Source organism: Congregibacter variabilis, from assembly GCF_045689235.1.
Classification (GTDB): Bacteria; Pseudomonadota; Gammaproteobacteria; order Pseudomonadales; family Halieaceae; genus Congregibacter; species Congregibacter variabilis.
The window spans coordinates 3,173,035-3,188,758 of record NZ_CP136864.1; the positions used below are offsets into that span (position 1 = coordinate 3,173,035).

General features: G+C 53.5%; 12 protein-coding genes. 6 read left to right on the plus strand and 6 right to left on the minus strand.

The genetic code is table 11. The features are described from left to right. Window positions 1–70: 70 nt before the first annotated feature. Window positions 71–988 (plus strand): YihY/virulence factor BrkB family protein, encoded by a 918-nt coding sequence (locus R0135_RS14120; RefSeq protein WP_407347563.1) that lies wholly within the window; start codon window positions 71–73, stop codon window positions 986–988. A gap of 501 nt (window positions 989–1,489) precedes the next feature. On the opposite strand, the gene R0135_RS14125 is transcribed toward R0135_RS14120, so the two are convergent. Together R0135_RS14125 and R0135_RS14130 are read right to left on the minus strand one after the other, a co-directional pair. Then, on the minus strand, window positions 1,490–2,221 hold the full coding sequence (locus R0135_RS14125) for a CPBP family intramembrane glutamic endopeptidase (RefSeq protein WP_407347564.1): 732 nt from the start codon (window positions 2,219–2,221) through the stop codon (window positions 1,490–1,492). A 379-nt stretch (window positions 2,222–2,600) separates the two neighbouring features. Next, window positions 2,601–3,434 carry a DUF2306 domain-containing protein gene (locus R0135_RS14130; RefSeq protein WP_407347565.1) on the minus strand — a complete coding sequence of 278 codons (834 nt, stop codon included), beginning with the start codon at window positions 3,432–3,434 and terminating at the stop codon, window positions 2,601–2,603. A 167-nt stretch (window positions 3,435–3,601) separates the two neighbouring features. Here R0135_RS14130 and R0135_RS14135 point away from each other — a divergent pair, with 167 nt between their 5' ends. From R0135_RS14135 to R0135_RS14145, 3 genes are read left to right on the plus strand one after another with little or no spacing between them, the layout of a single operon-like run. Then, complete coding sequence (locus R0135_RS14135; RefSeq protein WP_407347566.1) at window positions 3,602–4,858, plus strand: sensor histidine kinase; 1,257 nt, start codon at window positions 3,602–3,604, stop codon at window positions 4,856–4,858. After that, the gene (locus R0135_RS14140) at window positions 4,855–5,532 is read left to right on the plus strand and encodes a response regulator (RefSeq protein WP_407347567.1); all 678 of its coding nucleotides are present in this window, start codon (window positions 4,855–4,857) and stop codon (window positions 5,530–5,532) included. The genes R0135_RS14135 and R0135_RS14140 overlap by 4 nt, the downstream gene beginning before the upstream one ends. A 40-nt stretch (window positions 5,533–5,572) precedes the next feature. Then, a complete protein-coding gene (locus R0135_RS14145) occupies window positions 5,573–6,277 on the plus strand; it encodes a hypothetical protein (protein WP_407347568.1) in 705 nt (234 codons plus the stop codon). A gap of 404 nt (window positions 6,278–6,681) precedes the next feature. Here the strand turns inward: R0135_RS14145 and R0135_RS14150 are convergent, their stop codons facing one another. After that, on the minus strand, window positions 6,682–7,398 hold the full coding sequence (locus tag R0135_RS14150) for a hypothetical protein (RefSeq protein WP_407347569.1): 717 nt from the start codon (window positions 7,396–7,398) through the stop codon (window positions 6,682–6,684). A gap of 443 nt (window positions 7,399–7,841) precedes the next feature. Here R0135_RS14150 and R0135_RS14155 point away from each other — a divergent pair, with 443 nt between their 5' ends. After that, complete coding sequence (locus tag R0135_RS14155; RefSeq protein ID WP_407347570.1) at window positions 7,842–8,558, plus strand: hypothetical protein; 717 nt, start codon at window positions 7,842–7,844, stop codon at window positions 8,556–8,558. A gap of 325 nt (window positions 8,559–8,883) precedes the next feature. Here R0135_RS14155 and R0135_RS14160 read toward each other — a convergent pair whose 3' ends face one another. Then, window positions 8,884–11,058: a DUF262 domain-containing protein gene (locus tag R0135_RS14160; protein WP_407347571.1), complete on the minus strand. Its 2,175-nt coding sequence runs from the start codon at window positions 11,056–11,058 to the stop codon at window positions 8,884–8,886. A gap of 100 nt (window positions 11,059–11,158) precedes the next feature. Between R0135_RS14160 and R0135_RS14165 the strand changes: the two genes are divergently transcribed. Next, on the plus strand, window positions 11,159–11,455 hold the full coding sequence (locus R0135_RS14165) for a hypothetical protein (protein ID WP_407347572.1): 297 nt from the start codon (window positions 11,159–11,161) through the stop codon (window positions 11,453–11,455). Between the two features lie 188 nt (window positions 11,456–11,643). On the opposite strand, the gene R0135_RS14170 is transcribed toward R0135_RS14165, so the two are convergent. Continuing rightward, window positions 11,644–12,822, minus strand: coding sequence for a tyrosine-type recombinase/integrase (locus tag R0135_RS14170; RefSeq protein ID WP_407347573.1), 1,179 nt, complete (start codon window positions 12,820–12,822; stop codon window positions 11,644–11,646). Window positions 12,823–13,021: 199 nt separating this feature from the next. Then, window positions 13,022–15,694 carry a hypothetical protein gene (locus tag R0135_RS14175; protein ID WP_407347574.1) on the minus strand — a complete coding sequence of 891 codons (2,673 nt, stop codon included), beginning with the start codon at window positions 15,692–15,694 and terminating at the stop codon, window positions 13,022–13,024. Window positions 15,695–15,724: the final 30 nt, after the last annotated feature.

The window sequence follows — 15,724 nt, forward strand, 5'->3', positions numbered from 1 at the left end:
TTGGCGCAAGTAGTAATTGCGCTGAGAGTGGCGCTTCATTAACGTTGGGTGGCATTTTGGTGATTAGGTATTGAACGTCAAACTTCGCGAAAACATTGTCTATTGGGTTGATATCTTGAAGCAGGCGGTAAAGGTCTGGCTGGAAAGCCATGCCTTCGCCAATGCGGGATCTCTGGCTTTCTTCACGCTCTTTTCTATTGCTCCGGTAATGATAGTCCTCGTGAGTGTTATTGGGGTTTTCTATGGACAGGAGGCTGCCCAGGGGCAGATTGCGGCGCAGCTACAAGAGGTGGTGGGTCCAGATGCGGCGGAGACTGTGCAGAACGCTGTGGCCGCCTCCAGTTTGAAGGAGGGCGGCCTGGTGGCTACCCTGGCCGGCATCGCTGCGATGCTCCTTGGTGCCACGACGGTGTTTGGGCAGATGCAAAACTCTCTGAATGCGATTTGGACCGTCGCGCCAAAGCCCTCCAGAAACAGCATCCTGTTACTGATTCAAAAGCGCCTGACATCCCTGTCCATCGTGCTTTCTATCGGGTTTGTAATGCTGGTATCGCTGTCCCTGAGCGTCGGCTTGCGATACGTACTGCACAACGTTCAGGGATGGTTGCCATGGTACGACGTGGCCTTTGGTTTCGCCGATATGCTCACCTCGATTTTGATCACGTCCTTTCTGTTTGCAACCATCTTCAAGGTACTCCCCGACGTCAAACTGAGCTGGCGCGATGTGGCTCTCGGCTCCCTGTTAACGGCCGTACTGTTTACTTTTGGACGCTCACTGATCTCACTGTATCTTTCCTATACGGCAACGGCCTCTACCTACGGCGCGGCGGGTTCTTTAGTGCTGTTGTTGCTGTGGGTTAATTATTCTTCTTTGATACTTTTGTTTGGCGCGGCGTTCACCCGAGCGCATCTTGTCGCCCGGGGTCTGCCCATCCGCCCGCGAAGCGTAGCGGTGCGCATTCACCGCGAAATTATCGAGGATGATTAACCTTGTAAAACCTGTTGCTCATGTTCGAGTGGACCACGGGTCTCATGCTGACAGATGAGTATGGCCAGAACGAACGACCACGGTTCATAACCCACTGTGGGTGGGATAGCTTTAGCAACCGGGTTTAGTGAAAACCGGTGTATCTCCCCTTAAGTGGGTAGAGTCTTCGCGGCTCTTCATCATTAAAGGGGGACACCGGGGCTCATTAAACTGATTTTGCGGGAACGGTTTAAGGTCGAACCCCGACGTCCCACGCAGGCAAACGTGTAACCTATGTGCCCGGAATATAATGGGACCTATGTACCGATGTACTCAATTGAGCGCTAATGCTGCTGTAACGAACCTGTTTAAATTGAGACGGTATCTTGTTCGGGCTGAACACTATCGAAATCTCGGGATAAGTGCGTTCAATGAGTTGAGCAGGGCGGTTGCCTGATTATCGTAGACCGGATTGATATCCTTAAGCTGGCAGAACGGGGAATAGGATGGCCGCTTACGAGCCTAAGTGATTTTGCCGTCACTCAGGTAGTAAGCCGTAATGCTGATCGAATTAATCAAGCCGTGCGCAATAATCAGTGGGAACAACTTTTTCCCATTGAGTAGATAGACGACAGCAAATATAACGGCGACAGCTCCCGTGCTTATGACACCAGGGACACCTTGTGAAATATGCAACATTCCGAAGACTCCCGCGTGCAGCACTACGGCCGCAGTTACGCCTTTCTTATGATCGCCAAACAACTCAATCAGACTGTTGAGTAAAAAGCCGCGAATCAGAAGTTCTTCACCCACTGCCGCACCAATCCAGATGACCACTACGAGATATATGAAAAACACCATCGGCTGACCGAGGAAGAATTCAAATCGGTCGGTAGAACTTTCCGGGATGTGAACGCCCAGCAAGTCTGACATGAGCGGCACAACAAGTGCCATGAACAGGATAACCGCTACCACGGTTAGCAGCGCGAGGCCCAGAGACTTAACCCAGCTCAGCGCGCCAGCGGGAAGTGCCAAGCCCCGGTCTTTCCAATTTACTCCCTGCTTTTTCATAAAGTAGGCGGCAACAAATATGCCGCACCACATGGCAATCGATCCTGCACCAATCGCATTGAAACGATCGGCAACGTCCTTTACCAACAGCACTACGCCGAGCACGACGAACACTTCAAACACGGTTTGTTGTCTGCGGGATAGTTTCGTTGTTTTTGGTTCTTCGAGCGATGGATTCTGCATCAGTGGTGACCGTGGGGTGTTGTTGCTAGATAGCGCGCAACCCTAACTCGGCAGGTTGTTCCTGTGTAGCGCTCTGGGACGGAGTGAGTATGAATTGCGTCGAGACGAGGCTCTTCATCATTAACGATGTCCAGTTGTCAGTACCTTTTCGCCGCTCATGCAGAGGTCTCAAATCTGTTCAATCTCGGCAGGCATTTAGTTAGGGCTTAACCCTATCGTGATCTGAGGGTAAGTGTGTATGAAGAGTGCTGAGCAGGACGGCTGCTTGATTCCCAGTTACTGATTTCAGTGGCCGGATGAGGTTAGCTTGGCAGTACGAGCCCCGGCGCTACGTGAGGCCGAGCTTTAGCTACTCGACTGCGGCGCAATTTTTCGCCATTCAGACCCTCGGTAACCACATATCAATCGTTGCGGAAAATATACCAACAGCCATGAAAGAACTCAGTCCCATGACAACCAGTGCAAAGCCCCATTGCTCAGCCGGGGGCGCAGGCCGCTGTAAGCGAAAATACCACTCGAGCATGGCCAGGGGCAGCAGGTACTGGGCGAAAAATAGGAGAGTCAACGCCGGGCCGCTGAAAGTTTTGAAGTCGATTCCCATTCCACCGGTCAATGCAATCCAGCCCATTAAACCGACTCTGAAAAACCATACTGAACTTGCCACCATGAAAAGGCGCATGGCCCAGCGACGATGCGTAGCGAGGCGCCCTTTGAGAGCGTTGTAGACGGTCAGTGCGGAGAAAATGAGTATGAGAATCCCGTCGCCGGAGATCGCGATGTGGCCGACCAATCCGCCCACTGTGCCGCGTGTCCAGACCATGTAGAGACCGACGGTAGCACTGCACATAGCCGCCATCACGTAGCATCGGCCCAGAACACGGTGAAAGGCTGGAAGTCGGCTTCGAATTATTGGCATAAGCTGGAGCGGACCACCCGCGATCACCACGACCGCGATCATAACGTGAGTTACGGCGGCAAGGTTGCCGACCACATCGCCCTCGCGAAAGCCGTTGGGAAGATGCATGCCGGCGAGCCCTTCGGCCCCATGGGCGGCGATAGGTGGGTAGAACACGGCGAGAATGTAAGTGGCAAATATGAAATGGCCCATGGTCGCAAGCAGGTACCAGGCAGTGACGGCGTAGCGTTTTGCCTGCCCAGCCGTTAGAGGTATCGATGCGGGGCTCGCTGCCCGGGGCACGGCTGAGTTGTTCATGGTCGCAAATCCGTTGGTCATTTGAAGAACACACTTTGAGCTGCCATCGTCTAACCCACATCGGCCGTAGGACGGAAATATGCCTCCCCCAAAAGGATGAGAAAAATGAGTATTCGCTTGCCTCTGGGGTTGGATGACATGGTTAGAGCAGGTGCTACAGTAGTGGCATGGACAGTTACTCCGATTCAGCTTCTACACGAACAGCGGGCGCAAAGGCGGCCATCACCGCATCTCACGCCGGCGCGTACCCAGCGGAAGAATTCCAGAGTCGTGGCGGCCACGATGGCGGCTGGGTGTACCTTGCAGATACGCTGCTGGCGGCTCTCGCTTTTGGTCTCACAATCGCTCTTTGGGCTGCTAATCGCGACGAGATACCGCAACTGGGCGATGGTCAGCGCATCATATTTTTGGGGGTTGCCATCATCGCCAACGCCGCGCTTATCTGGCGGCGCCGTCTCCCGGTGCCCGTGCACCTCTTAATAGTCGCCTGTTACGCCGTCACCAGTTTCGGCCCTCTGGGCCAGGGCATCGTCGGCCTCGCGGTTTCTTTATACAGTGTGGGACGCTATGTCGCAGATGGCCGCTTAAGCGTTCTGGTAATGCTGCTGGCGGTGTTCGTGGCAGCATTTGATAAGTATGTTTTGGGGGCCGGACAGTACGCTAGCTTTACTACATTATTGTTGATGGTGGCGGTCTGGTACACCGGACGGCGGTTGCGGTTCCGTGGGGAATACCTTCGCTTCCTGAAGGAGCGCGCGCAATACTTCGAACAGCGTAGTAAAGAAGCGGCTCACCAGGCGGTGGCGGAAGAGCGCAGCCGCATCGCCCGGGAACTTCATGACATTGTCGCCCATCAGCTAAGCTTGATGACCGTCCAGGCCGGCGCTGCGAAGACCGTTGTGAGGTCGGACCAAGAGGCTGCATTGGGGGCTATGGAGGCCGTCGAATCTGCCGGCAGACAGGCCTTGCAGGAAATGCGGCACCTGCTGCATGTGTTGCGCCGCGACGAAGATAGTGGCGAGCTTATGCCGCAGCCGGGATGTGCAAATCTCAAAACGCTTGTTGCAGAAGTTGGCGCTGCGGGTCTCGATGTTGAGTTATGCACGTCAGGCGATCTCTCGGCTCTGCCTGCAAGGGTAGATCTTACCGTGTACCGTATCGTCCAGGAGGCACTCACTAACGTGCTTAAACATTCGGGAGATGGGGTGAGAGCAGTAGTCACCATAGCCAGTGCGACTGACGGCATTACGGTCTCCATTACCGACAATGGCCAGGGCGCGATTGGCCTACCGGGCAACGGCTATGGCATCGCGGGTATGCGCGAGCGAGCGGAGCTTCTCGGCGGATGGCTTCTAGCGGGGGAAGGCCCGCGCGGGGGCTTTGAGGTCCAGGCGTTCTTGCCATACAGAGGTATAGACGCATGAGTCTGAAGGTTGTGGTCGTTGACGATCAGGCGCTGGTCCGTCGTGGATTTGCAATGATGCTTGATCACCAGCCTGACATTGAAGTCGTCGCTGAAGCTGCTACGGGCGTTGAGGCTATTGCGGTAGTCCGTGAGCAGAAGCCTGATGTTGTGTTGATGGATATCCGTATGCCGGAAATGGATGGACTGGAGGCGACCCGAATAATCCTAACGGATCATGCTGACGACACGCGAATTATCGTGCTCACCACGTTTGACCCCGATGAATACATTTACGGTGCTCTCCGCGCTGGTGCGAGTGGTTTTTTGCTCAAAGATACCCCTCCTGAAGAGCTGATCGCTGCTGTGAGGGCAGTGGCTGCTGGTGGTGCGCTGCTCGCCCCTGATGTCACACAGCGGTTGATTAGCCAGTTCGCCGCTCACAGCGGTGCCAATACTAAGATGAGAGCCCGTATAGATCGGCTTACGGAGCGTGAGCGAGATGTACTGGAGTGTATTGCTAGCGGGTCAAGTAATCAGGAGATTTCCGATGCACTCGATATCGGCTCTGCAACGGTAAAAACGCATGTGTCGAGTGTTCTATCAAAACTGGGTTTGCGTGACCGAGCCCAAGCGGTGATTTTTGCCTATGAGAGTGGTTTCGTGACCGCGGGGAATGCTGACGTTGGCCACTAGCGTAGGGCTTGGTCATCAGCAGCTATAAGGAGAGCGGAAGGTGTTACTCAGAGCAGGCCACAATGCTATCGACCGGACGTGGAGAACATTGCCCCTTGAGTTCTTCATTATTGTTGTTGGTTTCTTTGTGAGCCTGCAGATTAACGAGTGGCAAAATGACCGAGAGAATAGGGAGATCGAAGGGCAGTATCTGCAAAGGCTTGAAAATGACCTCAAAAAGAGCAGTGAAGCGTTGGTCGATAACAATGATCGAATGCGGTTATCTGTCTCCAACATGGAGTCGGGTTTGATGCGGCTTGCGGCAGAACACCGCAGTGAAGACGACTACCAGACTTTATTTGTTGCTCTGCAGAATTCGTCAATTATCGGCGGCTTTGAGGTGTATTTCGGTACTTTTGAGGAGCTGAAGGACACGGGCAACATGCGCTTAATTGAGTCAAGTCCTTTGCGAGAGAGCTTGGCTGCTCTGGCTCAGAAGTACCTTCAAGTTGTGAAGATCAGCCAGATTAGAAATATGTTGCGCGGGAACACCTTTCCCGTGATGACCCGATACGTGAAACCCACGGTGGGCAACTCACTCACGTTTGATGCTCAAAGGGTTGAGGCAGACCCCCGAGAACTCTATGTGGCGATGAGTATCATCCGTGCGAACTTGGGCTATGACCTGCATGACTCTGAAAAGCTACTGGTTTTGATTGAGGAGACCTTGACGATCGTCCGCGCGGAGCTGGCTCTTCATCATTAATGGAGAACACCCAGCGCCCCACACAGGCAAAAGTGTCACCTATGTGCCCGGAATCGAATGGCCAGTGTGGCTACAAGTCTATGCAATTTACAAAAATGGTGGGCCCAGTAGGACTTGAACCTACGACCAATCGATTATGAGCATGGCTGAGAGCGTCGCATCCGTCGCAGCAAGGTGAAGAAAACTAAGCCGTTTTCTCAATGTTAAAACCCCTGAACAGCCGAAACCGAACCTATCCCGAACCCGATGTGACAGCGGGGGAGGGGAGCAAGTCTGCAAGTCGAAGAAACGTAACGACTTTCGCCGTACCGAACACCGAACCCTTCCCGAACGGGGCAGGTCGTGCTGGTACTACAAGCGTGCCTCTCACAATGATCCAGATTTGCCTGTCTAAATTCTAAATTTCATCGCAACTTCTCAAAAAGGTAATAGTTCTCTGGATCGAAGAAACCAATGCTGGCGATTCGATCTACCGGAATGACTTTTTTGAAGTCGGCGTCATTAAGGTTGCTTTTGCCATCGCCTAGTTTAGCGATCACGTCACTGTAGTTGTCAGTGAATTTGAGTTCTTTAGTGACTGGAGATCGATATCCGCTGAGAGCAGGAACCACAGAAAAAAACGTTTCAGGCTCATGAGGCTCACGCATCCCCTGCTGCACCCAGCCCACGTAGACTTTATTGTCATCAAGCGAAATCATCACCATCGTACCGTCCTGATTCGCCCTCTCCGAAGCCTCGATAAAGAAATTCTCTAAACCGTTACCATGCTCTTTAATCCAATCCACCAAGACCTCGTAGGGGGATCGGGCGTCCATCCAGTTGGCACAAATAGCCGAGAGATACGAAAGTGGCAGCGTTAAAAATGCAGCTCCTGAATGGTCAAAAAGAGCAAATTCTCCCCACCACTTCGTTACAACAATAAACGCCTCGAGCTGATCGAGTACGACAACAAAAAACCTGGAAACTACCGCAAAAACCAGCCCGGCTATCGAGGCAAAGAAAATTAGGCGTGTTCGATCCGAGCGGGCGGAATCTATGGACGTTCTTTTCCACTTATGGACAAACCAGAAGCCTGATATTAGTGGAATGAGTATAAGATTGAATGGAATTGAGTAGCCCAATCCAGCGCGCTACCGCAGCTATTTCGTTTTTATATTTTGAAGCTTTTGTAAAACTCGCTGCCCGCTGTCAGAGGATGCAACCTTCGTAACATCCAAAGTGATAGCGCCGCCTTGGATAGACAATGCACCAGGCCCAGGCAGCGACTTTACAGACCGAGCCCGAGATTGAGTGTCTTTGATAAGGAGAGGAGACTTCATACACTAATAATATACCAAAACGAATACAAACATATGCTTAATGTGGCCGCAGCTGAGCGCCATGAGTCAATACCAAGCGATTTCTAGTTTAATCTTTTTCTTCAAGGCTACTAGACTCTCTAAGCGCGTGTGCTGCTCACATGCAGGTGGGTGTCGGAGATTAAAGATTATCAACAAAGCAGAGGTTGTTGACAATTGCTTCGTTGTCAACGAAACTTATTTTGTTGATATTTGGAGAGCAGGGCATGGACCTTAATGTTTACGACCTTTATGGCAATAACGCCGCTATAGCATGCCCAAGTTGTAATGAGCCTTACATTGTCACTACGTGGAATGAGGAAAAGAAAGGAGCCAGACCCTGCCCCCACTGCGGTGAGAGGCCCGGCATCCGATTTGCAGATGTCCAGTCCGTCTACAAAACAGCAACGTCTGGAGAGCCAACCCTAGAGCGAGTAACCCGGCTTTACTTTAGTCGGCATTGGGTAGGCACCAATCGATGGTGTTTGTTCACGGCAGCCGACGGAACGATCTATAAATATGATCATGATGCGGTACTCGAGCAGCTAGCGGCCGCAGGCGGTAACTTGAAGAATACCAAGTCTTGGATTGGGCGGGGTATATACCACTTCCCGCAGCTCAGCATATCTCAGAGGGCTATTCTCGAGCCTTACATCATTGGCAAGGAGAGCATAGACATTAGAGTAGAAGTCGGATCAATTCTTCGTTTCCTGAATCAAAAAAAGACTCGCTGTACTTATGGCGCTATTGCAGACGCCCTTGGCGTTAATGTAATGAAGGTTGCGGGCTTGCTTGGAAGGCGCAGACCGGAGGCGTCATGGGTGGTGAACAAAACTACTCTGAGGCCAACAGGGTACGAACCTGATGAAGAGCACTCTAGCTTGTATGACAGCGATACAGTCATAACTTCTGGCGCTGAATTGATGGCGGCGATGGAACAGTGAGCTCCCAAAATCCTTGAGTTAGTCACATGCCAATTTGAGGCTACACTGCCCGAAATTGACCCCTCAAGCGACAATTCCGCGCAGCATCCAGCATAAGGTGTAGTCGCTATTTCACTGCGCCACCGGGTGCGAGAACGAATGTGAATCCGTCGCGAACCACAGTAACCCCTGATCTCAACAGTTTTCGGTCCTTCAATCGTTCTGAGGCAGTGCTCTTCACACCAAGCTCCCGCAGAGCGGTCTTATAGGCTGGAAAATAGGTCCCGTGGTCAGGGATACCTCTCCCCGTTACGACAACACATACTCTAGTGCCCGGCGTACGGTCTCACTCCTCGCTGAGGTAGTCCTCGGTCGCCTCGTTTTCATCAATTCCTAACGCGTCAACATACTGAGTGCGTATATCTCGAAGCGATGTATCGCCGTCCGGATCAATACACCAAAAACCCCAGCCATTGGTACTACTCTGCTTAACAGCTTTCCCGGCAGCGCTAAGCGACGTGTAGGTTTTGCCTTTGTAGGCGACTTGGCCATCGGATGTTATCTCAGCTGTCGCACCGCTATATTTGCCTTGTCGAGAGTAGAGCTTTTGGCCTACTTCGATAACACCTTCGCTGAGTAGATCCAGTAGATCAATCGTGTGGATGCTCGCTTTGCGCTCGTCAGTGAGTCGAACGCGGTGTCCTTCCGGGACTTGCCAGATAGTGAGGACTAACTCGATCAGTTCGTCGGTTCTCTTCTGAATGTTTGCTTCTGACCAAGACGCTGAATCTGCGTCCACAATGCGAGAGTTCATGAGAAGCACATCATTCTCTTTGAGTTTGTAAACCTTTCCTTTCTCTCCCGCCCAGGGTCCGTTAGAAACTTTGCTATTCAGTCTCTGTGACAGAAGAGTGAGGTTACCAAGTCGATGCAAATGCAGATCGCGCTCATACTCCTCAAGCCCGTCTGGTAATGGCCAGTTTGCATGCCAGTTTCGAGGCATCAAATGTTCAATGTGGAAGTGCCCGCGGCGAACGCGCATCGCTGATAGAGATCCCTTTTCTGAGTCCCATCCGCGAAGCTGATCTTCCAGTGCCTCAAGAACCATGCGCAGTCTCCCTCTGGAGAGTCGGCGGTAGATGGGCAGGGTGCTTAACGATGTGCGCACTTCATCATCGTCCGGCCAATAGGTGGACTCAGATGACTGAGAGCGCAAGTACTTCTCAATCACGTCGGCCGTGCTACTGGGCGCTGTTTTACGAATCAGGTCAACAAGCCCCGCCATCACGGTGCCGTAGGATTTTGTAGTAGCTTTGACAAGCATTCGGCGCGCAAGCCAGCTCTCGATGATGCCAAGCGCTCTATCCAGCACCGGCTGCGTAGGCACGCCTTCTTTGTGATCTAGCATCGACAGGAGTACGGGCTTGACGGTTTCTGTTTCCATCGCCTGCGTCCGATATACGAACAACGCTAGACGGCTGATGTTGCCCTCGGTTTGCGCAGCTTCTTCTACAAACGACTGGTAGATGTTGCAAGACCGATGTATCTCCGACAATACTTTTTGCATAGGCAGTTTGTTTTCGTACTCGGCAAAGACCTTGAAGCGGGAGAACACCTCTTTCGGCGAGATTTCCTCTCCTGTTTCGGCTACCAGCCATTGTGAGAGAAACGTCGCTGAGCGGGGTGACTTGGCTCGACCGAAACTGATCTCATGCTCCCAGAATTTGGTTTCAAATTGCCGCCAGTGATCCTGATAAGACTTTTCAACATCAGACTCTTGCTCAAGCAGACTCTGAAAAACGTAGTTTTTGATTAGGTCGGCAGCGGTCAGTGGTGTTCCACGCGCATTCAACGTTTCAAATATCTCCTGCGCGTTTTCATCTTCCGCAAGGTCGATAACCACCAGTTGTAGCAATTCTCGGGATGCTCGTTCCAATGCGTCTGCACGCTCGCTCAGTGCGTTGTCACCTTCAGCGTAGAGCCATGCTCTGCACTCTTCGGCAAAGTATCGGTGAGCCTCTACTAGCCGATGATGTTTGTATTTGAGATTGGAGTAATCCACTGGAATTGGAGCCCCCATCACCTCGTTGAATGCAGCGCGATCTCTATTGGTGGGCCAAACTTTATATTGGTCTTCATGCTGACGCCGAAACGGTTCAGGGTTTTCTACCAACATCAGCAGTCTACTGGCAGCGCTGTCCTGTCCTGCACTATGTATTTCCGCATGAATAGCATCCAGCATTATCTGCAAGGTCGTGAGTCGCTGTTGTCCGTCAATGACGGACCGTTGCTGGAGACTACCGGTGATGGACTTGATTTGTTGCAGAACAATCGCGCCGAGAAAGTGCGGCTGGCTGTGCTGACTATTCGCTAATGAGCGTTCGGTTACACGAAGCACATCCTTCCACAATGGTTCCCACTGGCGTTCTTCGTTCCAAACATAGGGCCTCTGAAATAGGGGCACCAGTAATCGCTGCGGTTGCATAAAAATACTGTTCGGAGTTTTTACCTGCGTATCCATCTATGTTTATCCGACGGGATTCAATTCAAGGTAGTCTGCGTTCCAACACCTGCTTTTACAATGCTTGAAACCAGATCACGATGGGAACTAGGAGATGTGTATGACGGACTCTGACCGGTCGGTCTTGAATCAACAGGATTTCCAAGCCGCACTGTTAGATATTCACGACGTGGACGACGTGAAGGTTTCCCGTGCGTATTTGGACGCGGGTTGTGATCCCCTCTGGCCTCGCTTTGAGCGGGCAGCGGTAAATCAGTATGTGGAAGGGCAATCAGTCATTGGCCGGTATGCTATTTGGGCAAATACGGTTAGGGATAACATCCTTGAGGGAATGGAGTCCCTCGAAGAGGGGGGACGCGTCCCAAGCGCATACCCATTTTGTCAGAGCGGTGAATAGCCTGTCAGCATTTAGCGAGCTGCAATCTCTCTTGGAGGTGAAGACAGTCTCCGGCAGGAAGGGTTAGGCTGTTTTTTTCCTCGCGCGCGATGTAAAAAATTTGTTGCGGACGGTGTAGCAGGAGATATAGGTCAAAGGGGACCCATGGGGGGGGAAGTAAAGGCCCCATTGCGGGGCCATATCGAAGATTATTTCGCCATCGCCGCACTGATGGCGTCTGATGCACTATTTGCCGCCTGTTGCAGGCTGTCCTTGGAGAGGTGGGCATAGCGCATTGTCACCTTCGGATCCGAGTGGCCCAAGGCCTGCTGAACCTCGTAGAGGGAGTGTCCAGCGTTTACGAGCATACTCGCATAGGAATGCCTCAAGTCATGCAAACGAAAGTCGCCGAGGGCTGCCTTGTCCCGGATGCCGTACCAGACCTTATTGATGGTCCCCAGCGGACCGCGCTTGCCGACGAAAAGGCGTCCCTGCGGCTTGTGTCGTGTTCTGGCCTCCAGCTCATCAAGAACTGACAGCGCGACGTCATTGAGGACGACTGATCGCCGCTTCTTCGACTTGCTGTTCTTTGCCTGGATCACCCAGGTCCGGCGGGACCGGTCTATGTCCGTCCATTCAGCCGACAGTGCTTCACCAACCCGTGCACCCGTAGCCAGCAGCCACAAAATCGCGCAGCAGACCGGTCGGTTCTTATGCGCTTTTAGCACTTTCAGGAGCCTTTGCAGCTCTTCCTCTGATAGATAACGTTCCACCTGATTGTCGGCATTGAACTGCTTCACCTTCGCCGTTGGGTTGTTGGTAAGCAGGCCCCAGTCTACGGCCATGTTCAGGGCGTGGCGAATCAGCTTCAAATGGTGATCTGCCGTGGCGGGAGCCATGCCTTCTTCTCGCAGCTCGTTGTGGAACTGCTGCACTGACTGTCGGGTGATGGCATTGACCGGCGTTGCACCGAAGCGATCTGACAGCCTGAGCCGTTGCATGTCGGCGTCGTTCTTCCAGGTCCGTTTTACCTGCTTGGCATGCGGCAGGTAGCTGTCTTCAAAGAACTGATTCCAAGTTGGTACAGCCTTGCGCTGCCGAGCCTCGGCCTGGGGGTCTTTACCATTGGCGATCTCGGCCTTCAGCTGCTTAGCCTTTTTTCGCGCTACTCCAAGGCTGAGATCCTGAGAAGTGCCGATCTTTGTGTGCGCTGTCTTGCCGGCTGCGTTCCTGTGGCGCAGATACAGCGTGCCTTGATAAGCGTTAGTGTCTCGAACCTCCAAATAGAGACCAGAGACAAGGGTGTCGCAATATTCGATGCGCCGCTTACCGGGAGGGCAAGGCGGTGGTCGGTCGAGGTGTTGTTGGGTTAAGCGTAGTTTGGGCATGGGTAGTCTTCCTCTATGCCGTGGTGGAAAGAAAGTTCGATCAATGCGTGTGGGGTTTTGGGGTTGTTGGGGTTTGTATCGGCCGGCCGGCCGGCAGGGAGTGCAGCGGACACCACACGATGGAAGTGCCCGCTATTCTCATGCAGCTGATTTACGGACCGACAAGAACCCCGGATACCCCGAAACCCCGTCGTCTAACTCAGTACAAATCCTCGTCATCGCCGAGGTCAGCGTCTGCGCTCGGAAGGTCAGGTGAGATAGGCGTGTCCGAGGCTGGGCTGGCACCGGTTTTCACCACGCGATAGCGGTGGGCATGTTTACCCTCCAAACTGCCCCGATCCGCCCGCTCCAAACGAAGACCTGCTGCGATTCGCCCTGCATTGCGCGTCAAATACCAGCCAAGTCGGCGGGGATCGATTTTGCCACTGTCGTTAGCGATGGTGCGGAGGGCCTCTTCTAAGCCATCCTCAGCGTCGCCGTCATGCTGAGGTCCGAAGCCGGTTTTGGAGAGAGCCGCAGTAATCAACTCGCTGGGCTGTTTCCACTCATTACCGAGGGCCGTATACCAGGCTTGCAATAGCCCTATCAGGTTCTCTTTTTCTGGGTCAGCGGCTCTTAGGCGCTGCTGCGAATTGACAGGATCCGGGAACCCTAGCCACCGAATTGGATGACAGACCCGCCGACTCCACCCTTCGAAGCGGCCGAGCACATCCCCGTCGAACTCTGTGCAGCCTGCCCGCTGGTAGCCCTTGAGTATCGTGAGCAGCGCAGTGAGTAGCTCTGGGCGGTGTTCCAGTACCCACTGTGGGAGGTTGCGTTCCTTGAACTGACGTCGCTCGGGGTGCTCGACACCAGCATCCAAGCTAATGAGTAGGCTGCGGCGCACCATGTCACCGCGCACCGTGAGGTTGTTGCCAGTAGCAGCCAGCGTGCAGCAGACCGGCAACTTGATCGTGTTACTGGTTCCTAGCACCCGATCTGTCCACTCAGTGGTCGTCAAAAGCACGTTGAGGCTATCGCCTCCTATGGGTCGAGAATAGTTGTCCAGATTGAGACTCGTGAGCCCCTGCAATACAAACGCGGTGATGCGTTTGCGCATCTCCTCCTCGCTTTCTTTACCGCTGACTGGCGGCATAAGCGCCGCATCGACACCCCGCACTATCAGGTTGGCCACTTCCAGTAGAAGCCCTTTTCCCGTGCCGGGAGCAGTGGCACTGACCCCAAACATTGGCGCCGTGGGTAATGAAGAACGTAGTAAAAGCGTCAGCATATATGCCAGCAGCACACTCCGATCTAGCTCGGTATCCTCAAAGGGAAATTCCGAGAACGCCGCAAGCACTTTTTCCGCGGCAGCCTTAGCGTCCTTCAACGTCACTTTGTCCGGTAGGGTGATGCCCGTCACCTGACCCTCGACATAGAGCTGGGTCTCGGCATCGTAGGCGGGTCCGCAGATCAATGTTCCATCTTCCCGCATTATCGGCGCTTCGCAGATGCCCCTGAGTTGCGGTATGCCTTGCCATCTCCCGTATGCGTCGAGCAGCGTCGTGACTACTGATCTGCAAGGGTTTGCAGGGATCCAACCGCTTTTCTTATGAAACCGCTCCCAAGCGATAAAACTACTAAGCTCTAACGCCATAGTCGTTGCTTTGTAAGGCACGATGCTCGCTGTTCCTGCGGGAATCTCGATGTCGTCCTGTGTTGTTTCTACTTCGGAGTGTGCTATACGCACGAGGTTACACCCGCGTTGAAAGCCCACCGGTGGGTCCTGCCTGCCCAGTTCCGCCACGACCTGATTAACATTGGAGTGAAGGAGCCCGCCAGCGATCCTAATTACCGGGCGGGTGTCGAGTTCGCGACGCGCAGATGCTGAGGCCGCAGCGAAGTCCCTATCATGCTCCAGGATGCAATACACGCTGAAATAGTCGTGAGCGTATGGCGGATTACCGTCTGCATTCAGGGGATCTGACCCATGGTGCGAATACACGCGGTAGACGCCGTCGTCGCAGCGGAATACCACCGCACCGGCACTGCCACTGGTGGATTCAGGGCACATCAAGCGATAGCTCGGCGCACCGTTTATCTCACTGATGCCGCGCAGTGCATATCTTTTTGATTGCAGCAGTTCCAGCAGTTCTCGTGCACCGTCGTGCGCATCGGTGAACTGGCTCGCGATTGAATCAGGATCGCGTGGGGTTGCAGAGTGCGGCTGCGTCGGCAGCTTACGAAAGGTCTCGTCCGCAAAAGGCTCGTCAGCTGGAACCTCCGGCGCTTCATAAATCGGCCCTTCCGTAAAAGATAGGCACAGGTACTCTTGGTCTTCCGACGCGCGCCGAGGTTCGTACCAGGGCTGCGACATCGAGTTGTTTTCTTTCACGTTAACGAGGGGAACGCCTCTGTCGGCCAAGCGGTCGCAAATCTGTTGCGCAGCTATAGTTATTTGCTTTTGGCCCATCGGCGACGTCGCAATCAACACGCGATACCTATTGCCTTTCCCTACCTGGCAATGCGAGTGCGTTGGGTACAGAAGATGGTTGATCCCCTCTTGGCGCAGTGCATCGTGCACAGCCGTTGGATCCGGTGCCCCCTCAAATACTTCACCCGTAGCAGGATCGAAGCTGCGGTCGCCATCTAGGACGAGTAGCTCCGCGTGTTGGATGTTGGCGTCAGCTCGGGTGGAGCAACCTTCGCGAAGGGGGCCACGAACAAAATAAGAGCCATCTTTTTCGCCCACGGGTGGCGGTTCTGAGAACTGCTCAATGAGCTGCCCCAAGGTGAGCTCGACGTTCGTGAGCTGTTTATTAGTTACACCACCGGCACTGCGTGCAATACGGAGCTGATGGCCCGCCTGATCTGTCTTTGTTTTGTTAGTCATACAAGTTCCTACCCATACTCCATCGGCTGG

Excerpts from the sequence above, each read along its gene's own strand:
- R0135_RS14155 (WP_407347570.1), top strand. The coding sequence starts at position 7,842 with ATGGACCTTAATGTTTACGACCTTTATGGCAATAACGCCGCTATAGCA.
- R0135_RS14165 (WP_407347572.1), top strand. The coding sequence starts at position 11,159 with ATGACGGACTCTGACCGGTCGGTCTTGAATCAACAGGATTTCCAAGCC.
- R0135_RS14170 (WP_407347573.1), bottom strand. The coding sequence starts at position 12,822 with ATGCCCAAACTACGCTTAACCCAACAACACCTCGACCGACCACCGCCT.
- R0135_RS14160 (WP_407347571.1), bottom strand. The coding sequence starts at position 11,058 with ATGGATACGCAGGTAAAAACTCCGAACAGTATTTTTATGCAACCGCAG.
- R0135_RS14125 (WP_407347564.1), bottom strand. The coding sequence starts at position 2,221 with ATGCAGAATCCATCGCTCGAAGAACCAAAAACAACGAAACTATCCCGC.
- R0135_RS14175 (WP_407347574.1), bottom strand. The coding sequence starts at position 15,694 with ATGACTAACAAAACAAAGACAGATCAGGCGGGCCATCAGCTCCGTATT.
- R0135_RS14130 (WP_407347565.1), bottom strand. The coding sequence starts at position 3,434 with ATGAACAACTCAGCCGTGCCCCGGGCAGCGAGCCCCGCATCGATACCT.
- R0135_RS14140 (WP_407347567.1), top strand. The coding sequence starts at position 4,855 with ATGAGTCTGAAGGTTGTGGTCGTTGACGATCAGGCGCTGGTCCGTCGT.
- R0135_RS14135 (WP_407347566.1), top strand. The coding sequence starts at position 3,602 with ATGGACAGTTACTCCGATTCAGCTTCTACACGAACAGCGGGCGCAAAG.